Consider the following 21215-nt stretch of genomic DNA (forward strand, 5'->3'; position numbering starts at 1 on the left):
GGAAGGTTTGGCAAAGGGGGAGGGCCGTTTCGATAATCGTTACACTAGTTGTCACCATAACCGCCACGACTTTCTATACTCTTGGTAGTTTTGATCTTTGTAGTTTTGGTCTCTGCTATAGGATGTAGCAGGCAATTGGTCGATAGCCAGGGAGGGCTTATGCAATATCCGCAATCTTTACCGACAACAGCATACCTTAAACGTTTTCCGGCCATGCTGTTACTGCTGCAAACTTTTCTGCTGGCCTTGTCTTTTATGCTCTCGTTTCCGGCGGCCGGTGATAGAGAATTACCGGCCCCGGAGCTGGCCGGTCGTTGGCAACAACAAAAGGCCGATATCAAGGATTTTCTTGTCAGTGAAAAACTCGATGGTGTCCGCGCCAGATGGGACGGCAGGCGTTTGCTGAGCCGCTCGGGCAGAGTGATTCCTGCACCAATTTGGTTTGTGAAGGACTTTCCTGCCGTGGCACTCGAAGGAGAGCTTTGGGGCAGCTATCACAGCTTTGATACTGCATCGCTGCTGGCCAGAGGTTTAGGCGAAGCAGACTCCTGGCGCCAGCTGGGTTTTTATCTGTTCGATGCCCCTGGGCTGAAAATGGCTTTTGCCGAACGTTATCAGGTGTTCAAGCAGTATCACCAACTGACCCCTTATCTCTATGTCATCGAGCAGCGGCGTCTGAGCAGCACGCAAGAGTTACATCTGTTGTTACAACAGGTGGTGGCCAAAGGGGGCGAAGGCCTGATGGCGCACCGCATTGATGCCATGTATCTGGCGGGGCGCAGTGATGCCTTGTTAAAACTCAAACCTGTGGAAGATGCCGAGGCGCGAGTGCTGGCGATACTTCCGGGAAAAGGCAAGTATCAAGGCATGATGGGCGCCTTGCTGGTGGAAACCGAGGCTGGGGTAAGCTTTCGTCTGGGAACAGGTTTCACCGATGCCGAGAGGGCTTCACCGCCGCTTCCCGGAACCTGGGTGACCTTTGCTTTCTCCGGGCTGACCTCGGGCGGCAAGCCTAGGTTTGCCCGCTTCCTTAGGGTAAGATCCGACTATCGACTCAGTTTCCCGGCAGAGGCTATTGAGGCAAAAGTCTCTGCCGCCGACCCGGATGCGGAACGCAATCCTGCCGTGTCAGCCAATAAGGAACCTTAAGGTGGAATTTCAAAGTGTGCCAAGTGTCAGCGAGGGCGAAATCAGCCGTATCTTGATGGTTTGTATGGGCAATATCTGCCGCTCACCAAGTGCTGAAGCTGTGGCCCGGGCCAAGGCTCAGGCCATGGGACTGACATTGGAGTTGGATTCGGCCGGCACCATAGGTTATCACGCAGGGGAATCGCCGGACAGACGCGCCCGCGCCGCCGGTGAGCGGCGCGGACTGGACTTTTCAGGGATCAAAGCCAGGCAGGTGTGTGCGCGGGACTTTGCTCATTTCGATCTTATTCTGGCGGCCGATCGTGATAATCTTCAGGCCCTAGATGAGGCTTGTCCGCAGATTTACAAACACAAGCTGGCCTTGATGCTGGACTTTGCCGATACCCCAATCAGGGAAGTCCCGGATCCTTACTATGGTGGCGACAGCGGATTTGAGCAGGTTTTGGATCTGTTGGAGTTGAGTATTGCCGGGCTGTTTGCCCGGATCCAGGCCGCCAGGCCCAGGAGTATCCCGCCGGCGCGGTGAGCGGTTCTGCAAAGGACTTAAGTCATAAAGCTTATGCGGAATTTAGTTGGATAATTGGTTGGATAAGTGACATACAAAAACAGACCACAATGGCGGCCTGTTTTCGCTAAGTTTGCTTCTTGAGGGAAACTTAACCCTGATGGCGTTTGCCGGAGCGCTTCAGCCTGTCGGCTTCTTTCTTTGCCTGCTTCAGGGCCTCTTTCTCCGCCAGCAGCTTGGCCACTTCGACCTCTTCTGCCTGGGCCATTTCCGGCGTTTCCAGGGACAGCTGGCCGATTTTCCCTGAGCGGAACTCATGTAACAGCAGTTCCGAGGCCTTGTGTAAATCGATATGACCGCCGCTTCTGAGGGCGCCGCGCCTGCGGCCTATCTCTTCGAGCAGTTCGATGTCGGTGGCGGGCAGGGAGGTCAGCTTATAACGCTCCATCATCGCCTCCGGGTAGGCATGCAGGAAGTAAGCTGCGGCAAACAGGGCCACATCCTCATACTCCATGGCGGTATCCTTGATGGCACCTGTGACCGCCAGGCGATAACCCGAGGCTTCATTGTCCACTTTGGGCCAAAGGATCCCCGGCGTGTCGGACAGCACTATGCCGTTTTTAAGGTTGATCCTTTGTTGCGCCTTGGTCACCGCAGGTTCATTACCTGTCTTGGCAATCACCCGGCCGGCCAGGGTGTTGATGATGGTGGACTTGCCTACATTGGGGATGCCCATGATCATGGTGCGAATATCCTTGAGCGCACCTTCGCTCACGGGAACCAGTTTGCGGCACAGCTCGGGGATCTTTCTGACCATGGCAGGTTGCAGGGTAGTGATGGCTTGTGCCCGCACTCCTTGTTCCTGCTCCAGGTACTCAATCCAACGATTGGTTATCTCGGGATCGGCCAGATCAGACTTATTCAGCAACTTGATACAAGGCTTGTCCTGGCGCAGCTTAGCCACCATGGGGTTTTCACTGCTGTAGGGTATTCGGGCGTCCAGCACTTCGATCACCAGATCTATCTGAGGCATCACCTCTTCTATCTCTTTGCGGGCCTTGTGCATGTGTCCCGGATACCATTGAATCGCCATCTATTGCTTATCCTGCTGAAAACTGAAAAAAGAGCGCTATTGTAGCATTCCGAACTGAAAAAAGCGCCCGCAGGCGCTAGATAACCCCAAGTTCGCGCAGGCGCTCCATCAGGTAGCTGTCGGCGGTATAGCGCTCTGACAGCACAACGTCGGGGCGAGGGTGCAGGAACAGCGGCAGTGAGATCCGCGACTTGCTCATATCGGCGCCTTCCGGGTTGATCACCCTATGAGTGGTCGATGGGAAATAACCGGCGGAAGCCTCCTGGAGCATATCGCCTATGTTAATGATAAGGTTTCCAAAATCGCTGGGAACATCCAGCCATTCCCCGTCGAGGCTTTTCACCTGCAGCCCGGGCTCGTTGGCGGCGGGCAATACGGTAAGCAGGTTGATATCCTCATGGGCGGCGGCGCGAATGGCACCCGGAGTCTCATCACCTGTCATTGGCGGATAATGCAGCACCCGCAGCAGCGTCTTGTGGCTATTGGCTATCATTTGCGACAGCGCAGTGCGGTAGTTGGCTGCCACCTCGGCAGGCGAGTGCGCCTCGACCCAGTCCAGAAGCTCGGCGGCCAGCGCATTGGCTTCTTGGTAGTAGGTGAGGATATTGTCCTGCAATTGCTCAGGAATGCGGCCCCAGGGGTAGACGTGAAAGTACTCTTTGATGTCTTTGACCGTATGGCCTTTGGCGGTTTCTGAAATGCTCGCCGGAAAGAAACCATCCTGGGTTTCCGGCTTGAACATGAAGGCCTGCTTTTCTTCACTGTTGAAGAAGTCCTGCCAGTCGCGGTAGATATCCTGCACCAACTGTTGTGAAATAGGGTGGTTGCGCAACACGCCAAAGCCGGTGCTGCGCAGGGATTCTACAAAGCGCTCGGCAGCATCTGCGGCGCGATAGTCTATGGTTTCCAGTTTCATCATCATCTTTCTTGGTTATTTTTTATTGACCCGATACTCGTGTCTCTATGGACATTTTGTTGGCAGTCGGGTGACCCGAGCGCAAGTCTACCTTGATGTCTTTATAGGGGCAACGTAAAGTGATCCAAGTCACTTTTATGGCTCTGTGTAACTAGAGTGAACGGTAACCGCTGCAATTCGGGTCTTATGGGTTACGCAGAGCAATCGAGGAGCGTTAAATGAAACCCCTGAACGAGTTTGAGCGTTATGTCATAGAGGAAAAAGGCACAGAGCGCCCTTTCAGTGGAGAGCTGTATCAACACAATGCCAAGGGGCGATATCTGTGCCGTAAATGCGGTGCCCCCTTGTATTTGTCCGAGCATAAATTCAATGCCCATTGTGGCTGGCCCGCCTTTGACGATGAAATCTTTGGTGCCGTCACCCGGATACCCGACGCCGATGGTCGCAGAACCGAAATCGTTTGCAGTCAATGTGGTGGTCATCTGGGACATGTGTTTGAAGGAGAGGGGTTAACGGCAAAGAACTTGCGACATTGCGTCAATTCTGTCTCCATGGTCTTTGAGGCCATAGATGATGCCGAGGCTCAGCAGCCGACAACTGAAAAGCGTTTGGAGACGGCCACCCTGGGCGGCGGCTGTTTCTGGTGCTCAGAAGCGGTATTTTTAAGTTTGGCCGGGGTTACGCAAGTGACTTCCGGCTATGCCGGCGGCGCGGCAAAAGATGCCAACTACAAGGCGGTATGCAGCGGCGCAACCGGCCATGCCGAAGTGGTGCAGATAGTTTTTGACCCCACTGTCATCAGCTATGCCGAGCTGTTAGAAGTGTTCTTTGCCAGTCATGATCCCACCACCTTGAATCGCCAAGGCAACGATGTGGGGCCTCAGTATCGTTCGGTGATTTTCGCGCACTCGGATAAGCAGATTGAGACGGCGTCCTCCATGATTAAGGCGCTGGATGAGGAAGGCGTCTTTAGCGCGCCGATAGTGACAGAGTTGACCGCCTTTGATGGTTTCTATCCGGCGGAGAACTATCATAACGACTATTTTGCGCTCCATGGTGAGCAGCCCTATTGTGCCTTGGTGATTAAACCCAAGCTGGATAAGGTGCGACGGCGTTTCAGTGCCAAGCTGAAGTAGAATAAAAAAACGGCAAGCCTCAGCTTGCCGTTTTTTTATGGTCTGGACAGTGTTAATTTACGAGTCTAACTTGTCGTCGGCAATCTTGTATCTGGGATCTTCAATCAGATTGACTTCCACCAGATCGCCGGCCTTGTGCAGCAACTGCTTGCAGTCGTTGGAAAGATGACGAAGATGCAGGCGTTTGCCTTGGTTCACATAGCGCTCGGCCAAGGTGTCTATGGCATCGAGAGCCGAGTGGTCACAGACCCGGGATGACTGGAAGTCGACCACGACATCCTTGGGGTCATTGTTGGCATCAAACAACTCAAGGAACGAAGCCGCCGAGCCGAAAAACAGTGGGCCATTGAGGCGGTAAACCGCCCAACCGTTGGCATCTATACTCTTTTGAGCACTGATCTGTTTGGCATGCTCCCAGGCAAATACCAGCGCAGATACTATCACCCCGACAAATACCGCAATCGCCAAATCGGTAAATACCGTCACCACAGTCACCAGCACGATAACAAAGGCATCGTGCTTGGGCACCTTGCGCATTACTTTAAAGCTGGCCCATTCAAAGGTTCCCAGTACCACCATAAACATGACCCCGACCAAGGCGGCCAGCGGGATCATCTCGATAAAGGCGGCGGCAAACAGAATAAAGCACAGCAAGGTGAGGGCGGCGGTGATCCCGGAAAGACGACCGCGGCCCCCTGAGTTGATGTTAATCATCGACTGACCAATCATGGCGCAGCCACCCATGGCACCGAAAAAGCCACTGGTGACGTTACCCACGCCTTGCCCGACACATTCCTTGTTGCCACGGCCGCGAGTCTGGGTCATCTCATCGACCACAGTCAGGGTCAGCAGAGACTCAATCAGGCCAACAGCTGCCAGGATAACGGCATAGGGCGCTATGATATAAAGGGTTTCCAGGTTGAAGGGCACGGCCGGAATGGCAAAGCTTGGCAGTGTGCCGGCGATAGTTGCCTCAGGATTACCGCTCATATTGCGCAAATAATCGAGCACGTTGCGGGTATCCAGATCCAGGCCCACCACCAGAGCGGTTACTGCCAGTATGGCCACCAGGGATGAAGGCACGGCTGTGGTCAGCTTAGGCAGAAAATGTATGATAGCCATAGTCATGGCTATCAGCGCCAGCATCAGCCAGATATCTGCACCGGGTAACCAGGCCATCTCCTCTTCGCCGACTTTGACCTGAAATTGCCCCAGTTGCGCCAGGAATATGACTATGGCCAGGCCGTTGACGAAGCCTATCATTACAGGATAGGGCACTATGCGAATGAACTTGCCAAGCCGCAGTGCTCCGGCGGTAATTTGAATTATCCCGGCCAGCACCACGGCGGCAAACAGATAGCTGACTCCGTGGGACACCACCAGACTGGTCATGACCACGGCCATCGCGCCGGTGGCGCCAGATATCATGCCGGGACGACCGCCGATGAGAGCCGTGATCAGTCCCATAATAAAGGCGGCATAAAGGCCCACCATAGGTTCTACTTTAGCTACGAAGGCAAAGGCTACCGCTTCGGGCACCAGCGCCATAGCAACCGTTAGGCCGGAGAGTATATCCGCCTTGTGACTGCTGGTTTTATGGCGTATCAGTTCAAACATTCAGCTTGGGATCCCATCTTGAGGGTTAAAAACAAAGTTGCGCATACTAGCAAAATTTCTGTTGTGACAGAAGTGTGAAGCAGATCAAAATAAAAAAACCATGCCCGAGGGCATGGTTTTTCTCAGCAACACTTAGGTTCAGGGACGGGCCATATCTGACTCGGCGCTGTTACCATGGCTCTTGCGTGGCGCGCTTTCGCCATTGGCCTGATACTCACGGCCTTTGGGCACTTCAACGTGAGCACGTTGATCCACCTGTGGCTTGGTTGTATCTGAGCCAACCATAGTGCTGAAGCGACTGACTCTTGGTGCGGCGCTTGCCTGGGTTGTTGCAGGTGTTGCTGCCGGGCTTTCCTTGGCTTCATTGCTTGACTGGCGCGCAGGGCGGCTGATAGCAGCCGGCTTGGCCATAGGGGCAGAGGCGGCGACGCTTGCCGATGCAGTTTCTGCCTTGGGCTTGGATGCAATCTCTTCAGCAGCTTTTGCCTTGGGCGCTTCGCTCGCTTTCTCTGCCGTTTTTGATGGCGCAGCTTCGACTGGTTGAGCTTTTGCAACTTCAGCTTTTTCAGCTTGGGCTTCAGGCGCTGTCATTGGCTCGGCTTCTGCTGTTTTGGGTTCAGCCTTTACCTCTACTTCGGCGGCTTTTGTATCGGCAACGACTTCTACCTTGGCAGCGACCTCGGCTTGAGGTTTGGTCTCAACCTGAGCTTCGGCTGTTGCTTCAGCTTTGGCTTCAACCTGAGGAGCCGGCTTGGCAACAACTTGAGGTTCAGCTTGCGCTTGCTCTTGAGCTTTGTCGGCAGGCTTTGCTTGCTCAGCGGCGACTTCAACGGCAGCGGCAGGCGCTGATGCCTCGGCGACAACCTCTTCTTTAGCGTTATTTGCTACTTCAGAGGCTGCTTTTTCAGTGCTTGCCTTTTCAGTGCTTTCAGACTCTTCGCCTTCCTGTTCAGTACGGCGGCGACGCTGACCGGCTGCGCGCAGATGACGAGGGCTGCGGCGGCTACGGCGTTGGCCTTCGCGCTTGGGCTTATCGTCTTCTTCAGCACCCTCAATGGCTTCGGCATCACTTTGAACACCATTAGCTTGAACACTGGTTTCAGCGATTTGCTCGGCATTGGCAACAGGGCTGACGTCGGCGCTTGCCTGAATGTCTTGTGACACCTCTGCACCTTGGGCTTTAGTGGCAACCTGAGTTGACTCTTCACCCTTCAGCTCGGCAGCGGTTTCGCTCTTGGCTTCTGACTTGGCTTCAACTTCGGCCTGAACTTCCATTTCCTTGGACTCAGCCTGAGCTGCAGCAGGCTTACGACGGCTGCGACGCGGCTTGTCGGTTTGCTCGGCGTTATCCTTGGCATCGCTTTCTTTGGTGCGAGCTGGCTTGGCCTCGGTTTTTGCCTCAACCTTTACTTCAGGTTTGGCCTGGGCGCTGGCTTTCACTTCGGCGCTGGTTGCCTCTGCTGTATTGTCAACGGCTTCCTGTGCATCGCTGGCCTCAATGCGCACCTTACGACGCAGGTTGCGACGTTGGCGACGCTCACGGGCGGCTTCCTGTTTTGGTTCCTGCTCGCTTTCGTCACGGGCCTTGCTGCGGCTCTTGCGTTCATCCACAGCTTCAGACTTGGGAGCCTTGTCGTTACGGTCACCACGGGTTGGCTTGCCGGTATCGTTTGCCTGACGCTTGTTGCCTTGCTCGTCTTTATCACGGGCAGGGCGCTCATTGGCGGACGATTTACGGTTGCGGCTGCGTGAATCGCGGTTACCGTCTTTGTCATCACCACTCTTGCGACGTCTGTCGTTGCGGTCATTGCGACGGTTACGGCGGTTGTTCTGGCCGCTGCCTTCCTGATTGTCTTTAGTGCTCTTTTCCTGCTTCTTGTCGGCTTGTGGCTCGGAAGAGGAGAAGATGGCACCCAGGGCGGCGAAGAAACGGGAAATTATTCCGGGCTTGGCCGCTTCAGTCGTTGCGGCTTTGGCCGCCGGTTTGGCTGTCTGTGGTGCTTCGGCAGTTTCCTGCTTGAGAGGTGTAGCAAAACCACTCAAGGCTGGCTTGGGTGCAGCAGCACGTTCCAGTTTACGTGGTTCATACAGTTTGTTTTCCGGCTCTTCCACACGCTGGTAGCTGACTTCAGAGATCTGGTCGTCCTTGCGATGACGTACCACGCGGTAGTTCGGGGTCATCATGTGTGGATCCGGGATCACATAGACTTCAACATCATGGCGCTGCTCAGTGATGCGTATGGCCTTGCGCTTTTCGTTCAGCAGGTAAGCCGCGACATCCACAGGCACTATGGCCTCAATCTGAGAGGTGTTTTCCTTGATGGCTTCTTCTTCCATCAGGCGCAGAATCGACAGTGCCAGCGACTCGGTACCACGAATGGTGCCTTGGCCGTTACAGCGTGGGCAGATGTGAGCGGCGGACTCTTCCAGAGACGGACGCAGACGCTGACGGGACATTTCCATCAGACCGAAGCGGGAAATACGGCCCAATTGCACACGGGCACGGTCATGGTGAACTGCGTCACGCAGACGGTTTTCCACTTCACGTTGGTGTCTGACCGGAGTCATATCGATGAAGTCGATAACCACCAGGCCGCCCAAGTCGCGCAGACGCAACTGACGGGCAATCTCGTCGGCGGCTTCCAGGTTGGTGTTCAGTGCGGTTTCTTCGATATCGCCGCCCTTGGTGGCTCTGGCGGAGTTGATATCGATAGAGGTCAGTGCTTCGGTGGGATCGATAACGATAGAGCCGCCGGAAGGCAGTCTGACTTCGCGCTGGAATGCGGATTCTATCTGTGACTCAATCTGATAGTGGGTAAAGAGCGGCACTTCAGATGAGTAGGGTTTGACTCTGTCGACAAAATCAGGACGTACCAGGGAGATATGCTGTTTGGCATCGGCATAAATTTGTGGGTGGTCGATTAGAATTTCGCCTACATCACGGCGCAGGTAATCACGGATGGCGCGAACGATAACATTGCTTTCCTGATGAATCAGGAAAGGAGCAGGGCGACTCTCGGCCGCTTCCTGAATCGCTGTCCAATGGTGCAGCAATACCTTCAAGTCCCACTGCAGATCGGCGGCGGCCTTGCCAACACCTGCGGTGCGGACAATCAGCCCCATGCCGTTGGGCACTTCCAGGTTTTCCATGGCCTCTTTCAGCTCAGTGCGCTCATCACCTTCTATCCGACGGGAGATACCACCGGCGCGAGGGTTGTTGGGCATGAGTACCAGGTAAGAGCCGGCCAGACTGATAAAGGTGGTCAGGGCGGCGCCCTTGTTACCACGTTCTTCTTTATCTATCTGAACTATGACTTCCTGGCCTTCACTGACCACTTCTTTAATGCTGGGACGACCCTGGAAGGAGTAACCTTTGGGGAAGTACTCGCGGGCGATCTCTTTCAGTGGCAGAAAGCCATGGCGCTCGGCTCCATAGTCAACAAAAGCCGCTTCCAGAGAGGGTTCTACGCGGGTGATTTTACCTTTATAAATATTGGCTTTCTTCTGCTCATGGCCTGGGCTTTCGATATCCAGATCATAGAGTTGTTGCCCATCAACCAGGGCAACGCGCAACTCCTCGGATTGAGTCGCATTGATTAACATCCGTTTCATGATGACGTCATTCTTCTTAATAAGAGGTCATCAAACGTACTGGTCGCTGCATTACGGGCCTGGTCTCATTCGGGCGACGCCTCTCGGCGTTCCTCCAGGCTGGGAGGTGCGCATTGCTGTTAGACGCATTCGCTGCGTGTCGCATCCTATTTATGGCTTATTTTTCAATGATTACAAAAACAAGGAATTCGTTGTAAAACATCAACCAACCCCATAAATTCTTCAATAATAATCCGGTAATGCCGAAGTCGAGCCTTGTCGTTTGATGACGAGTTAACATTAACTTTCGAAAACAGCATAGTGGCGGCTTGAAAGTGGTCTGAATTTCGTGTTTCCGTCCAGGTTTAACCGTAAAAACAATTTTTTCAGTAGTGTTCTTTTATGTACGGTTTGCAAATCAACTATTTGCGACCTCGGAAGTCAGACATCGCTCAAGCGCTTTCCACTGTTCGAACCGTTCATAGATTGAGCAATGGCTCATCAATACGCAGGGTTCGCCGCTGAAATATAGCTGAATTCAAAAAAATCGGCAATCAAAAGCCTCAACATGTTGTACAATAGCGCGCCCCGAACCGCAACATAAGTGTTATGAATACCGAGACGCCATCACCCAATCAGCAAGTTCGCCTGGTGACCATTGACGAAGACAATGTTGGCCAGCGCATTGACAATTTTCTGCTCAGCAAGCTCAAGGGCGTGCCCAAGAGCATGATCTATCGCATAGTGCGCAAGGGCGAAGTCAGGGTCAACAAGAAACGGATAAAGCCTGAATACAAGTTGGCCGAAGGGGACCAGGTACGCATTCCGCCGGTTCGGGTCAGTGAAGAAAACTACCGCACGGCGCCTTCCGCCAATCTTGAGCGGGTATCGCGCCTAGAGGACAGAATTCTTTTTGAAGACAAACATATTCTGGTACTGAACAAACCGGCCGGCATCGCCGTACACGGTGGCAGTGGTGTGGATTACGGCGTGATTGAAGCGCTGAGATCCCTGCGACCGCAACAAAAGTTTCTCGAGTTGGTGCACCGTCTGGATAAAGACACCTCCGGAGTGCTTTTGGTTGCCAAGAAGCGCAGCGCGCTAAAGCACTTGCATGACCAGCTCAGGCACAAGCAGATGCAAAAAGACTATCAGGCGCTGGTTCGTGGTGAGTGGCAAAAGCACGACAAGGTGGTTAAGGCGCCATTGCTGAAGCTGACGCTCAAATCGGGTGAACGCATTGTGCGGGTAAATACCGAAGGCAAGGCCTCGGAAACCCGCTTCAAAATTTTGCAGCGTTATGACGGTGCCACACTGGTGCAGGCCAGCCCGGTTACCGGTCGTACTCATCAGATCCGGGTACACTGCCAGTATGCCGGTCATCCTATTGCTTGTGACGAAAAGTACAGTGAGCAAAAGTTTGATGACAGTATGCGGGCACTCGGGTTGAATCGCTTGTTTCTGCATGCGGCGCAACTTAAGTTCACTCACCCTGACACAGAGACTGAAATGACAGTGCAGGCTCCTTTGGATCCTGAGTTACTTGAGTTGTTGGATAAACTTACTCGGGTATAGCAAAGAATAAGGAAACAGGCCATGAAGGCATACGAGCTGCTGATATTCGATTGGGACGGCACACTGATGGACTCAATAGGCAAGATTGTCCGCTGTATGGAAAATACGGCAAGGGTAATGGCCTTGCCTATACCCTCGGAGCAGGCAGTACGTGACATTATTGGCCTATCTATGACAGAGGCCTTGCAATGCCTCTATCCAGCGGGAAGTGTTGGCGAATATCAGGCGCTCAGAGAGGAATATAAGCAGCAGTTCCTGCTGCTTGATACCACGCCTAGCCCACTTTTCAGTGAAACTCCGGCACTGCTGTCACAGCTGCGCAGTGAGAAGTATCTGCTGGCAGTGGCGACAGGTAAGGCAAGGGCAGGTCTTGAACGTGTACTGGGGGAAACTGGGCTTGGAGAGTTTTTTCATGCCAGCCGCAGCGCCGATGAGGCGAGAAGTAAACCACACCCGGACATGCTGCAACAGCTATTGGCTGAATTAAAGATAGCGCCTGAGAGAGCCTTGATGGTGGGTGATTCGGTACACGATCTCAATATGGCTGCCAGTGCCGGTATGGATGCCATAGGGGTCAGTTATGGCGCCCATAGTCGCGAACGCTTACATGAAGCAGCGCCCAAAGCTATTATCGACACGCCATTGGGGCTTTTACATCACCTATGATGCTTACGGGAATACAGTCCCTAGTGCACAGTGAAAAGGCCTGCAGATGCAGGCCTTTTACTTTCCGTATTCTGCTAAGGAAGGTGCGAATAAGTCCTCGTGGCACTCTGGCTTGCACAACAATTGGCGTTCAAGGCATCTGACTGAAGGCATGCCGGGGCCTGTCGAAGTCGGATAACGCAGAAAGCCGGTTGCTGTGAAAGCCCCGAAGGGCGTGGCTTACAAGCCTGCCTGCTGTGTTGCGCTTCTTGCAAAGGACTAGGGCCATTTGCTGCGAACCACGCCTTGCATCCAGGCCAGTAAGCCGACGCAGAGCACACATGGGACTTGTTCGCACCTTCCCTAAATAAAGTGAAGTGCAAGTTCAGGAATTGGCGGTTTTCAACTCCTGGCCCAATTGGGTACTCAGGTTATTCGCGTTTGGGGGCTCTGCGCTCAAGTTCTCTTTGCTCAGGTTCTTTGTGCTCAAGTCCTTTGCACCAAGGCTCCCGCTATTAAGATCCAATGGCTCAGTGCCCAGGCTGGACAAGGCCAGCGCTGACAGACGGGTGATGTCGTGGGACGAGACTATGACGCCGCAAATTTCGCCGGCATCATTGATGCAGGGTGAATGTCGTACACTCATCAGTATCGGCGCGGCCAGATGCGGTGGATGCAACCACTGATTGGCTTCCAGCGTTTCGCCGTTAAAGGCCCGCTCAAGTAGCGGCCGGATCTTCTTCTCAAACGCGCTTACACCGTGCAGTTCAGCAATATGCTTACCTATGATCTCCTCTTGAACGCGGTTGAAAAGCTGCTCATACCCTTTGGAGACCATACGGTAACAGTAATCGGTACCGATAAATGCCAACAGATGATCTGTGGTGGCTATCATCTGCTTGTGCATGGCGAGCTCGCGACTGACCAACATTCTGTGATATTCGAGACCGATACGCTGGGCCAAGATCCGGAAAAACTCTTTTGACTTGGCGCTTTCGGCCTGGGGGAGGGTGTCGAGTACAAAAATATGGCCGACCGGTTTGCCATCACTGCCGAGGATCAACTCGGCCTGATAACTCTGGGCGCCTATCTCGCGGATCATGGCAAAATGGGGAAATCGTTTCTGCAGATCACGGGCGTGGAGTATGTGAGTGCTGGTTTCCTGTTGTTGATAGAGGGACTCACAGGGAGAGCCGGCCAATTCAAACTCAAAAGCAGGCAGAGACTGTTTGTTGTCACAAAAGGCGATGATTTCGCCTTGGGAATTGTTTTTGAGTCGGCCAAAGCCGGCCCAGCGACATTGGGTCACCAAGGCGAGTGCGCGCAGTGCCCGTTGAAAAAAGCGTTTATCTGTGCAGGGAGCAGCCAGTAGAGCCAAGGCTTCTTCGGTATCTGTCATCTTTTCACTCTACAAGGGATCATCAAAAGAGATATGTTGATTAATTGTTATTAGTGTAGAGCGAAAGCCGCGCTGACGCACTTCAATTTACCTTGTTGTGATAAGATTCAGACCCATCCGACACCCGTATCATCTTGCATCACAGTGCCACATGTTCCTTGGCAAGTCTGTAGGAGGGAATAGGTACAGGTAAGAGGCAGCGCCTGAGCCTTCATCTTACTGGCGCCGCAGCATCTCCCAATATTTTTATACCCTGACGGGAGAGCATTTCGATGAGCAGGATTAAGGGTAAACCTATTAGTGTGTTGGGATCCCGTCCTTCAAGGGCCCGAAACAGGGCGATGCCCAAGCCTTCACACTTAAAGCTGCCGGCACACCAGAGCGGTTGCTCGCGGCGAACATAGTCGGTGATTTCATCTCGGCTCAGGTTTCTGAAATGCACAGTGAAAGGTTCGACTTCCACCTGAGTTTGGCCGCTGCGGCTGTCAAAGAGCGCCAGCCCGGTATAAAAGGTGATGCTTTTCCCCGAGGCGGCCTGTAATTGTTTGCAGGCTTTCTCTTCAGTCAGTGGCTTGCCGACGATTTGACCATCAATCACAGCGACCTGATCAGAACCTATCACCAGAGCATTGCTTAGCTGCTTTGCCCCGGCCTGCGCTTTGGCTGCCGCCAGACGCTTGACCAAATCAAAGGCGGTTTCTTCAGGCAGGGGCGTTTCATCCACTTCGGGAGCTACACACTCAAACGCCAAATCCAATTTTGCCAATAGTGCCTTTCGGTAACTGGAGGTTGAGGCTAAAATCAACTGAGGTTCTGTGGGTGATACCGCAGCCTGGGTGCTGTCATCTTGGTGGGTCATATCTTGGGTTCCAAAGCGATGTGGGAGCCGGATATTGTCGCCAAATTTGCCAAGGCCTGGCAAGAGTGGCTTTGGGATGAGATGACTGGCTTTATTTTGCGCGGCAACGGCTTGTGAAGAGCCCTGTGCTTGGGTAGAATTCTGCGTCCGTCAATTTCGAACCCGTTGGAACAGGCCTATGATGGCTGGGGGCGCACAGGTTTTGTTTCCTTTGCGAGCCTCATCATCATTTTTCCTTTGACTCCGGCGGTTTCAAACTATAATATGCGCGCCTTATGCAAACAGTAAAGATACCGGTTTCAATTGATCCCATTCGTGCTGCGACCAGCCGCCTTAGCTATCAAGGTGTTGTTCCTGGTACGCAACTGAAGCGATTGAATGAATTATGTGCCGGCGACTGTTCCGATGTGACAGTGTCAATTGAGTGTGGTGTGGATTTACAGGGGATAGTCTACCTGAAAGGGAAGGCTGTGACGGAGCTCACTCTGCTATGTCAACGCTGCATGACACTATTTACCACAGAGGTTACGGTCGAGTTTAGTTTCAGTCCTTGCCGGAATGAAGCTGAAATCGATGAGCTCCCGGATGCGTATGACCCTATTGAGTGTAATGAAATTGGCGAAGTTCGTCTGCATCAATTGATTGAAGATGAATTGATACTGGCTATGCCCTTGATACCTACCCATGACGTAGATGAATGTCATACAGGTTCCAAGGATGTGGCTATAGGCGAGATTGAAGCCGCTCAAGAGGAGCGTCCAAATCCGTTTGCAGTGTTAGAAAAACTGAAGAGCAAGTAATCCAGGAGACAGATCAATGGCTGTACAACAGAATAAAAAATCTCGTTCAAAGCGCGGTATGCGCCGTTCACACGATGCACTGAGCACTGCTCAGCTGTCTGTAGACGCTACCAGCGGTGAACTGCATCGTCGTCACAATGTGACTGCTGACGGTTTCTACCGTGGCAAAAAGGTAATCAACAAGTAAGTTGTTGATTGTCTTATGACGAGTCTGACGCTTGCGTTAGATGCGATGGGTGGCGACCATGGCCCCCACGTGACTGTGCCTGCAGCCCTGCAGGCACTTAAATTATATCCAGATCTCAGGTTTATTCTGGTTGGTGACCAAGACCAGATACAGCCATATCTCGCCCAATCCGGGCAAGACATTACAGATAGAATAGAACTCAGGCATACCACTGAAGTGGTCAGTATGTCCGACAGGCCAGTGCATGCTTTGCGTTGCCGGCGTGACAGCTCAATGCGTCAGGCGCTGGATGCTGTGCATAGAGGCGAGGCCCAGGCGTGTGTCAGTGCGGGAAATACCGGCGCGCTGATGGCGATGGCCAAGGTTGTACTAAAGACGCTGCCGGGTATAGACAGACCCGCTTTGGTCAGTTGTCTTCCCACCATCAATCATAAGCCAGTCTATCTGCTGGATCTCGGGGCTAATGTTTCCTGTGATTCAGATACTCTGTTCCAGTTTTCCGTCATGGGTTCAGTACTCTGCGAAGCAGTGACCAAACAACCCAGACCCAAGGTTGCACTGCTCAATGTCGGTAGCGAAGAGATCAAAGGCAACGATCAGGTGCAGCAGGCTGCCCAGTTGTTGCAACATACTCCTCAAATCAATTATCAAGGTTTTATCGAAGGGGATGAGATTTACCGAGGCAAAGTCGATGTGATTGTCTGCGACGGTTTTGTCGGTAATATTACCCTGAAAACTTCAGAAGGCATTGCCAGACTGTTGATCCATCAGCTTAAGGAAGGGCTGACCCGAGGCTTTTTTGTACGCATGTTGGCCAAATTATTGGCTCCCAGTATTCAAAGCGTGCTCAAACAGATGAACCCCGACCACTATAACGGAGCAAGTCTGATAGGATTGCGCGGAATAGTCGTCAAGAGCCATGGGAATGCGGATGAAACTGCCTATTTACAAGCGATTAGCTTGGCAGTCACTGAAGCAAGACGTCGACTCCCTGAGATGATCAAGCAGCGTCTCGAGTCGATACTTTTAGATATAAACAGCTGATTTCTCCTTATGCATACAAAAATTCTTGGAACTGGCAGTTATCTGCCGGCGCAGGTGCGTAGCAATCAGGATCTGGAAAAAATGGTGGAAACCAGTGACCAGTGGATTGTTGAGCGCACGGGTATTTCTGAGCGTCGGATCGCTGATGCCAGTGAAACGGTTGCCACTATGGGTTATCAGGCGGCGTTGAAGGCCATTGAAATGGCAGGCATCGAAGCCGGTGAACTCGATATGATTATCTGCGGCACCACAAGTGCGGCAAACGCCTTTCCGGCAGCTGCTTGTGAAGTGCAGGCCATGTTGGGGGTTCATACCATCCCGGCATTTGATGTCGCTGCGGCTTGTTCCGGCTTTGTCTATGCGCTGTCGGTTGCCGATCAGTTCGTGAAAACCGGTGCGGCCAAGAAAGTGCTGGTAATAGGCGCCGATGTGCTTTCCAGACTCTGTGAGCCGGAAGACAGGACCACCATTATTCTCTTTGGTGATGGTGCCGGTGCCGCCGTGGTGGGCGCCAGTGAAGAGCCGGGGATCATCTCTACCCATATCTACGCCGATGGCCGTCAGGGCGATCTGCTCAAATGTGCCTTTCCACCCAGAGCCGGAGAAACCTCCGAAGCCGTGGGCTTTATGACCATGAAGGGCAACGATGTCTTCAAGGTCGCCGTGACTCAGTTGTCCCATGTGGTGACAGAAACCCTGAGATTGAATAACGTCGACAAGTCAGAAATAGATTGGCTGGTGCCACATCAGGCCAATTTCCGCATTATTAATGCTACAGCCAAGAAATTGGACATGAGTCTTGATAAAGTGGTGCTGACGCTGGCCAAACATGGCAATACTTCAGCTGCCTCAGTGCCGATTGCACTGGACGAAGCGGTGCGCGATGGCCGCATCAAGCGCGGGCAACTCTTGCTGCTTGAAGCCTTCGGTGCCGGTTTTGCCTGGGGTAGCGCCTTGGTTCGCTTCTGATATTCAGTGCCTGCTTTCTTCGCGTAAGTGAGCGGGACGTCTCAATGCATACAAGTTGATCTGCCGGGCAGATCAGTGGACTCGGGCAGCGGCATCAGCTTTGCTGCCTGCAATCATAGGTAAATGAATATGGAAAACTTCGCTTTCGTGTTCCCGGGACAAGGTTCTCAGGCTGTTGGCATGCTTGCCGATCTTGCCGAAGGCTATCCGGTCGTGACCGAGACTTTTCGTGAAGCCAGTGAAGTACTGGGTTACGACTTGTGGCAACTGGTGCAGCAGGGACCGGCCGAAACTCTTAACGAGACTGACAAGACCCAGCCTGCCTTGCTGAGCGCCAGTGTCGCCCTGCATCGCGCCTGGCAAGCGGCCGGCAAATCCGCGCCCAGCGTGATGGCAGGCCACAGTTTGGGTGAATACTCGGCGCTGGTGTGTGCCGGGGTGCTCAAGTTTACCGATGCAGTTAATTTGGTTGAACTGCGTGGTCAATTGATGCAGCAAGCGGTTCCTGCCGGAACCGGCGCCATGTTTGCCATCATAGGCCTGGATAACGACGCCATTGCCAAGGCCTGTGAAGACAGCGCCGAAGGCGCTGTGGTTAGCCCGGTTAACTACAATAGCCCAGGCCAGGTCGTGATTGCCGGTGAAAAAGCCGCGGTTGAGCGCGCCGCCGCAGCCTGTAAGGCAGCAGGCGCCAAAATGGCGGTTGCCTTGCCTGTGAGCGTGCCTTCCCATTGCGCTTTGATGAAGCCTGCCGCCGATAAACTGGCCAGTGCACTGGGTAACATCGAATTTAGCCAGCCGCAAATTCCCGTGATTAACAATGCGGATGTCGCCCAGCCACAAGCTGCCGCTGATATCCGTGATGCCTTGGTACGTCAGCTATACAGCCCGGTGCGCTGGACTGAAACCGTTGAAGCCATGGCGGCCATGGGGGTCACTGAGCTCTATGAAGTGGGTCCGGGTAAAGTCTTGACCGGGCTTTGCAAGCGCATTAATAAATCCCTTACTGCCAAGGCAGTCAACGATGCCGCTTCTCTGGCTGCATTGATCGAATAAGGAGCTTTTCATGAGCGTAACATTAGACTTAAGCGGCAAGATTGCCCTGGTTACCGGCGCCAGTCGTGGCATTGGCAAGTCGATTGCCACTACTCTGGCCGAGGCCGGTGCCACAGTATTCGGTACCGCAACCAGTGAGCGTGGCGCTGAAGCCATCTCGGCTTATCTGGGCGATAAGGGCCATGGTTTGGTGCTGAATGTCACAGATCCACAATCTGTTGAAAATTTATTTGCCTCGATCAAAGAAAAAGCCGGTGATGTTGATATTCTGGTAAACAATGCTGGCATCACCCGTGACAATTTATTGATGCTGATGAAAGAGGATGAGTGGCAGGATATCCTGGACACCAACCTGACATCTCTTTTCAGGTTATCCAAGCCAGTGATGCGCTCAATGATGAAGAAACGTCATGGTCGTATCATCAATATCGGCTCTGTGGTAGGTACCATGGGCAATGCGGGCCAAGTGAACTACTCTGCGGCCAAAGCGGGTTTGATCGGATTTACAAAATCTCTCGCCAGAGAGGTTGCATCTCGTCAAATTACAGTTAATGCTATTGCTCCTGGTTTTATCCAGACAGATATGACGGATGAGCTGACAGAAGATCAGCAACAGGCCATCATGTCCCAGGTTCCAATGAGACGCTTGGGTCAGGCACAGGAAATTGCCAACGCCGTGCTCTTTTTGGCCTCGGATGCCGCCGCTTACATCACAGGGGAAACCTTGCATGTAAATGGCGGGATGTATATGGTTTAAGGGCGAATGGCAGGGATACTGTCGCAATTGGGTGGTGATCTGCAGCAATTGAGGGCCTAAAATCGTGGTTAGACCACGAATTCTAGGCTTGCAATGTTGGTCAAATCTAATAAACTACTCGCAATCTTACGCAAGTGCGTAATTTGAATAGGAAAGAAAACTAATGAGCAACATCGAAGAACGTGTAAAGAAAATCATCGTAGAGCAACTGGGCGTTAAAGAAGAAGACGTTAAGCCAGCAGCTTCTTTCGTAGACGATCTGGGTGCAGATTCTCTGGACACTGTTGAGTTGGTTATGGCTCTGGAAGAAGAGTTTGATACCGAGATCCCTGATGAGGAAGCTGAGAAAATCACTACCGTTCAGGCAGCGATCGATTACGTTTCCAAGAATCAGTAATCCAGAATTCCAGAAAACAGGCGGCATAATTGCCGCCTGTTTTTGTTTTCGCCCCGTCAGTTTCTGGTTGTACCAGTATCAGCCGATGCATTATCGTGTCATGTGACCATTCGGCTGCTGGCCGGCGGCAATGGTAGGCTGCAACAGCCTAGCCTATCATGGTAACTCACCCGTTAATCTAAGGTGGACACAGTGACTAAACGTCGAGTCGTTATCACTGGCCTGGGTCTGGTGACCCCGGTCGGCAACACAGTGGACAGCACCTGGCAAGCCTTGCTGGCAGGTCAGAGCGGTATCGCGCCTATCACCAAGTTTGATGCCAGCGAATTCAGCACCCGTTTTTCAGGCTCAGTCAAAGATTTTGACGTAGAGCAGTACCTGTCCCGTAAAGACGCCCGCAAGATGGACCTCTTTATTCAGTACGGTATGGCTGCCGGCATTCAGGCCATGCGTGATTCCGGATTGGAGATGGATAAAGAAGATCCGACCCGAGTCGGAACCGCTATCGGCGCTGGTATGGGCGGCATGTGGTTGATTGAGCAAAACCACAGCGCCTTGATGGCCGGTGGCCCACGTAAAATTTCCCCTTTCTTTGTGCCCAGCACCATCATCAATATGATTGCCGGTCATCTGTCCATTATGTACGGCATGACCGGCCCTAACTTTGCGGTGACAACTGCCTGTACCACCGGGGTTCACAACATAGGTTTCGCAGCCCGTACCATAGCTTATGGCGATGCCGATGTGATGGTTGCCGGTGGCGCAGAAGATGTGACTTGTCCTCTGGGCGTGGGTGGCTTTGCCGCGGCCAAGGCCTTGTCTACCCGTAATGATGACCCTCAGGCGGCCAGCCGCCCATGGGATAAAGACAGAGACGGTTTTGTTATCGGCGACGGCGCCGGGGTACTGGTGCTGGAAGAGTATGAGCGCGCCAAGGCTCGCGGTGCCAAGATTTATGCCGAGCTGGTTGGTTTCGGTATGAGCGGCGATGCCTTCCATATGACCTCGCCGCCAGCCGATGGCGCCGGCGCTGCGGCAGCCATGAAAAATGCGCTGAGAGATGCAAGCCTGGCACCCGAAAGCATAGATTATATTAACGCTCACGGTACTTCTACGCCGGCAGGCGATAAGGCCGAAGCGGCGGCAGTGAAGTCCATCTTTGGCGATCATGCCTATAAGCTGATGGTGAGCTCCACCAAGTCGATGACGGGGCATTTGCTCGGTGCTGCCGGTGCAGTGGAAACCATTTTCTCTGTGTTGGCCCTTAAAGATCAGGTAGTTCCGCCTACCATCAATCTGGACAACCCGGACGAAGGTTGCGATCTGGACTTTGTTGCCCATACCGCACGTCAGACCAAAGTAGAGCATGTGCTATGTAACTCTTTCGGGTTCGGTGGCACCAATGGCTCTTTGTTGCTGAAGCGAGTTTAAGATTCAACCTCTTGAAAAAGCGCCAGATGGCGCTTTTTTTATCTTTAAAATCAGTTAGTCATATTCTCAAGCTAAACCCAGAATTAACC

19 protein-coding genes are annotated in these 21215 nt (G+C 53.0%); 13 read left to right on the forward strand and 6 right to left on the reverse strand.

From position 1 onward, the window contains the following. Nucleotides 1–159: 159 nt before the first annotated feature. Together ACWAU4_RS10040 and ACWAU4_RS10045 are read left to right on the forward strand one after the other, a co-directional pair. A complete protein-coding gene (locus ACWAU4_RS10040) occupies nucleotides 160–1149 on the forward strand; it encodes a DNA ligase (protein WP_243756850.1) in 990 nt (329 codons plus the stop codon). A gap of 55 nt (nucleotides 1150–1204) precedes the next feature. Further along, the gene (locus ACWAU4_RS10045; RefSeq protein WP_071239062.1) at nucleotides 1205–1675 is read left to right on the forward strand and encodes a low molecular weight protein-tyrosine-phosphatase; all 471 of its coding nucleotides are present in this window, start codon (nucleotides 1205–1207) and stop codon (nucleotides 1673–1675) included. Between the two features lie 130 nt (nucleotides 1676–1805). Here ACWAU4_RS10045 and ylqF read toward each other — a convergent pair whose 3' ends face one another. Together ylqF and ACWAU4_RS10055 are read right to left on the reverse strand one after the other, a co-directional pair. Further along, nucleotides 1806–2747, reverse strand: coding sequence for a ribosome biogenesis GTPase YlqF (gene ylqF, locus ACWAU4_RS10050; RefSeq protein WP_025009538.1), 942 nt, complete (start codon nucleotides 2745–2747; stop codon nucleotides 1806–1808). A 76-nt stretch (nucleotides 2748–2823) separates the two neighbouring features. Next, entirely contained in the window at nucleotides 2824–3663 is an 840-nt protein-coding gene (locus tag ACWAU4_RS10055; protein WP_028779323.1) for an isopenicillin N synthase family dioxygenase, read from the reverse strand. A 218-nt stretch (nucleotides 3664–3881) separates the two neighbouring features. On the opposite strand from ACWAU4_RS10055, the gene ACWAU4_RS10060 reads away from it, so the two are divergent. Then, nucleotides 3882–4799: a bifunctional methionine sulfoxide reductase B/A protein gene (locus ACWAU4_RS10060; protein ID WP_123116229.1), complete on the forward strand. Its 918-nt coding sequence runs from the start codon at nucleotides 3882–3884 to the stop codon at nucleotides 4797–4799. Nucleotides 4800–4856: 57 nt separating this feature from the next. On the opposite strand, the gene ACWAU4_RS10065 is transcribed toward ACWAU4_RS10060, so the two are convergent. Next, on the reverse strand, nucleotides 4857–6416 hold the full coding sequence (locus ACWAU4_RS10065; protein ID WP_028779322.1) for a SulP family inorganic anion transporter: 1560 nt from the start codon (nucleotides 6414–6416) through the stop codon (nucleotides 4857–4859). Nucleotides 6417–6554: 138 nt separating this feature from the next. Next, on the reverse strand, nucleotides 6555–10028 hold the full coding sequence (gene rne / locus ACWAU4_RS10070) for a ribonuclease E (protein WP_208125895.1): 3474 nt from the start codon (nucleotides 10026–10028) through the stop codon (nucleotides 6555–6557). A 588-nt stretch (nucleotides 10029–10616) separates the two neighbouring features. Here rne and rluC point away from each other — a divergent pair. Then, nucleotides 10617–11582: a 23S rRNA pseudouridine(955/2504/2580) synthase RluC gene (rluC, locus tag ACWAU4_RS10075; protein ID WP_054743938.1), complete on the forward strand. Its 966-nt coding sequence runs from the start codon at nucleotides 10617–10619 to the stop codon at nucleotides 11580–11582. A 21-nt stretch (nucleotides 11583–11603) separates the two neighbouring features. Further along, the gene (locus ACWAU4_RS10080) at nucleotides 11604–12248 is read left to right on the forward strand and encodes an HAD-IA family hydrolase (protein ID WP_045283750.1); all 645 of its coding nucleotides are present in this window, start codon (nucleotides 11604–11606) and stop codon (nucleotides 12246–12248) included. A 364-nt stretch (nucleotides 12249–12612) separates the two neighbouring features. Here ACWAU4_RS10080 and ACWAU4_RS10085 read toward each other — a convergent pair whose 3' ends face one another. Then, nucleotides 12613–13626, reverse strand: coding sequence for a PAS domain-containing protein (locus tag ACWAU4_RS10085; protein WP_208125904.1), 1014 nt, complete (start codon nucleotides 13624–13626; stop codon nucleotides 12613–12615). Between the two features lie 211 nt (nucleotides 13627–13837). Then, the gene (locus ACWAU4_RS10090) at nucleotides 13838–14485 is read right to left on the reverse strand and encodes a Maf family protein (RefSeq protein ID WP_208125906.1); all 648 of its coding nucleotides are present in this window, start codon (nucleotides 14483–14485) and stop codon (nucleotides 13838–13840) included. A gap of 275 nt (nucleotides 14486–14760) precedes the next feature. Between ACWAU4_RS10090 and yceD the strand changes: the two genes are divergently transcribed. The 8 genes from yceD to fabF all read left to right on the forward strand — a co-directional run bounded on the left by yceD (nucleotide 14761) and on the right by fabF (nucleotide 21126). Beyond that, entirely contained in the window at nucleotides 14761–15285 is a 525-nt protein-coding gene (gene yceD / locus ACWAU4_RS10095; RefSeq protein WP_025009545.1) for a 23S rRNA accumulation protein YceD, read from the forward strand. A gap of 16 nt (nucleotides 15286–15301) precedes the next feature. Beyond that, nucleotides 15302–15472: a 50S ribosomal protein L32 gene (gene rpmF, locus ACWAU4_RS10100; RefSeq protein WP_025009546.1), complete on the forward strand. Its 171-nt coding sequence runs from the start codon at nucleotides 15302–15304 to the stop codon at nucleotides 15470–15472. Nucleotides 15473–15487: 15 nt separating this feature from the next. Beyond that, nucleotides 15488–16516, forward strand: coding sequence for a phosphate acyltransferase PlsX (plsX, locus tag ACWAU4_RS10105; RefSeq protein ID WP_025009547.1), 1029 nt, complete (start codon nucleotides 15488–15490; stop codon nucleotides 16514–16516). 9 nt (nucleotides 16517–16525) lie between these two features. Beyond that, the gene (locus tag ACWAU4_RS10110) at nucleotides 16526–17485 is read left to right on the forward strand and encodes a beta-ketoacyl-ACP synthase III (protein WP_025009548.1); all 960 of its coding nucleotides are present in this window, start codon (nucleotides 16526–16528) and stop codon (nucleotides 17483–17485) included. A 129-nt stretch (nucleotides 17486–17614) separates the two neighbouring features. Beyond that, nucleotides 17615–18541, forward strand: coding sequence for an ACP S-malonyltransferase (fabD, locus tag ACWAU4_RS10115; protein WP_101058950.1), 927 nt, complete (start codon nucleotides 17615–17617; stop codon nucleotides 18539–18541). A 10-nt stretch (nucleotides 18542–18551) separates the two neighbouring features. Then, on the forward strand, nucleotides 18552–19298 hold the full coding sequence (fabG, locus tag ACWAU4_RS10120) for a 3-oxoacyl-ACP reductase FabG (RefSeq protein WP_025009550.1): 747 nt from the start codon (nucleotides 18552–18554) through the stop codon (nucleotides 19296–19298). 163 nt (nucleotides 19299–19461) lie between these two features. Beyond that, nucleotides 19462–19695 (forward strand): acyl carrier protein, encoded by a 234-nt coding sequence (acpP, locus tag ACWAU4_RS10125; protein ID WP_006081231.1) that lies wholly within the window; start codon nucleotides 19462–19464, stop codon nucleotides 19693–19695. Between the two features lie 192 nt (nucleotides 19696–19887). Then, on the forward strand, nucleotides 19888–21126 hold the full coding sequence (gene fabF, locus ACWAU4_RS10130; RefSeq protein WP_028779317.1) for a beta-ketoacyl-ACP synthase II: 1239 nt from the start codon (nucleotides 19888–19890) through the stop codon (nucleotides 21124–21126). The last annotated feature ends 89 nt before the right edge of the window (nucleotides 21127–21215 follow it).

It is taken from the genome of Shewanella sp. FeAMO (genome assembly GCF_053653955.1).

What these genes read in the sequence shown, in the direction of transcription:
- ACWAU4_RS10040 (WP_243756850.1), top strand. Translation starts at nt 160, where the DNA reads ATGCAATATCCGCAATCTTTACCGACAACAGCATACCTTAAACGTTTT.
- ACWAU4_RS10045 (WP_071239062.1), top strand. Translation starts at nt 1,205, where the DNA reads ATGGTTTGTATGGGCAATATCTGCCGCTCACCAAGTGCTGAAGCTGTG.
- ylqF (WP_025009538.1), bottom strand. Translation starts at nt 2,747, where the DNA reads ATGGCGATTCAATGGTATCCGGGACACATGCACAAGGCCCGCAAAGAG.
- ACWAU4_RS10055 (WP_028779323.1), bottom strand. Translation starts at nt 3,663, where the DNA reads ATGAAACTGGAAACCATAGACTATCGCGCCGCAGATGCTGCCGAGCGC.
- ACWAU4_RS10060 (WP_123116229.1), top strand. Translation starts at nt 3,882, where the DNA reads ATGAAACCCCTGAACGAGTTTGAGCGTTATGTCATAGAGGAAAAAGGC.
- ACWAU4_RS10065 (WP_028779322.1), bottom strand. Translation starts at nt 6,416, where the DNA reads ATGTTTGAACTGATACGCCATAAAACCAGCAGTCACAAGGCGGATATA.
- rne (WP_208125895.1), bottom strand. Translation starts at nt 10,028, where the DNA reads ATGAAACGGATGTTAATCAATGCGACTCAATCCGAGGAGTTGCGCGTT.
- rluC (WP_054743938.1), top strand. Translation starts at nt 10,617, where the DNA reads ATGAATACCGAGACGCCATCACCCAATCAGCAAGTTCGCCTGGTGACC.
- ACWAU4_RS10080 (WP_045283750.1), top strand. Translation starts at nt 11,604, where the DNA reads ATGAAGGCATACGAGCTGCTGATATTCGATTGGGACGGCACACTGATG.
- ACWAU4_RS10085 (WP_208125904.1), bottom strand. Translation starts at nt 13,626, where the DNA reads ATGACAGATACCGAAGAAGCCTTGGCTCTACTGGCTGCTCCCTGCACA.
- ACWAU4_RS10090 (WP_208125906.1), bottom strand. Translation starts at nt 14,485, where the DNA reads ATGACCCACCAAGATGACAGCACCCAGGCTGCGGTATCACCCACAGAA.
- yceD (WP_025009545.1), top strand. Translation starts at nt 14,761, where the DNA reads ATGCAAACAGTAAAGATACCGGTTTCAATTGATCCCATTCGTGCTGCG.
- rpmF (WP_025009546.1), top strand. Translation starts at nt 15,302, where the DNA reads ATGGCTGTACAACAGAATAAAAAATCTCGTTCAAAGCGCGGTATGCGC.
- plsX (WP_025009547.1), top strand. Translation starts at nt 15,488, where the DNA reads ATGACGAGTCTGACGCTTGCGTTAGATGCGATGGGTGGCGACCATGGC.
- ACWAU4_RS10110 (WP_025009548.1), top strand. Translation starts at nt 16,526, where the DNA reads ATGCATACAAAAATTCTTGGAACTGGCAGTTATCTGCCGGCGCAGGTG.
- fabD (WP_101058950.1), top strand. Translation starts at nt 17,615, where the DNA reads ATGGAAAACTTCGCTTTCGTGTTCCCGGGACAAGGTTCTCAGGCTGTT.
- fabG (WP_025009550.1), top strand. Translation starts at nt 18,552, where the DNA reads ATGAGCGTAACATTAGACTTAAGCGGCAAGATTGCCCTGGTTACCGGC.
- acpP (WP_006081231.1), top strand. Translation starts at nt 19,462, where the DNA reads ATGAGCAACATCGAAGAACGTGTAAAGAAAATCATCGTAGAGCAACTG.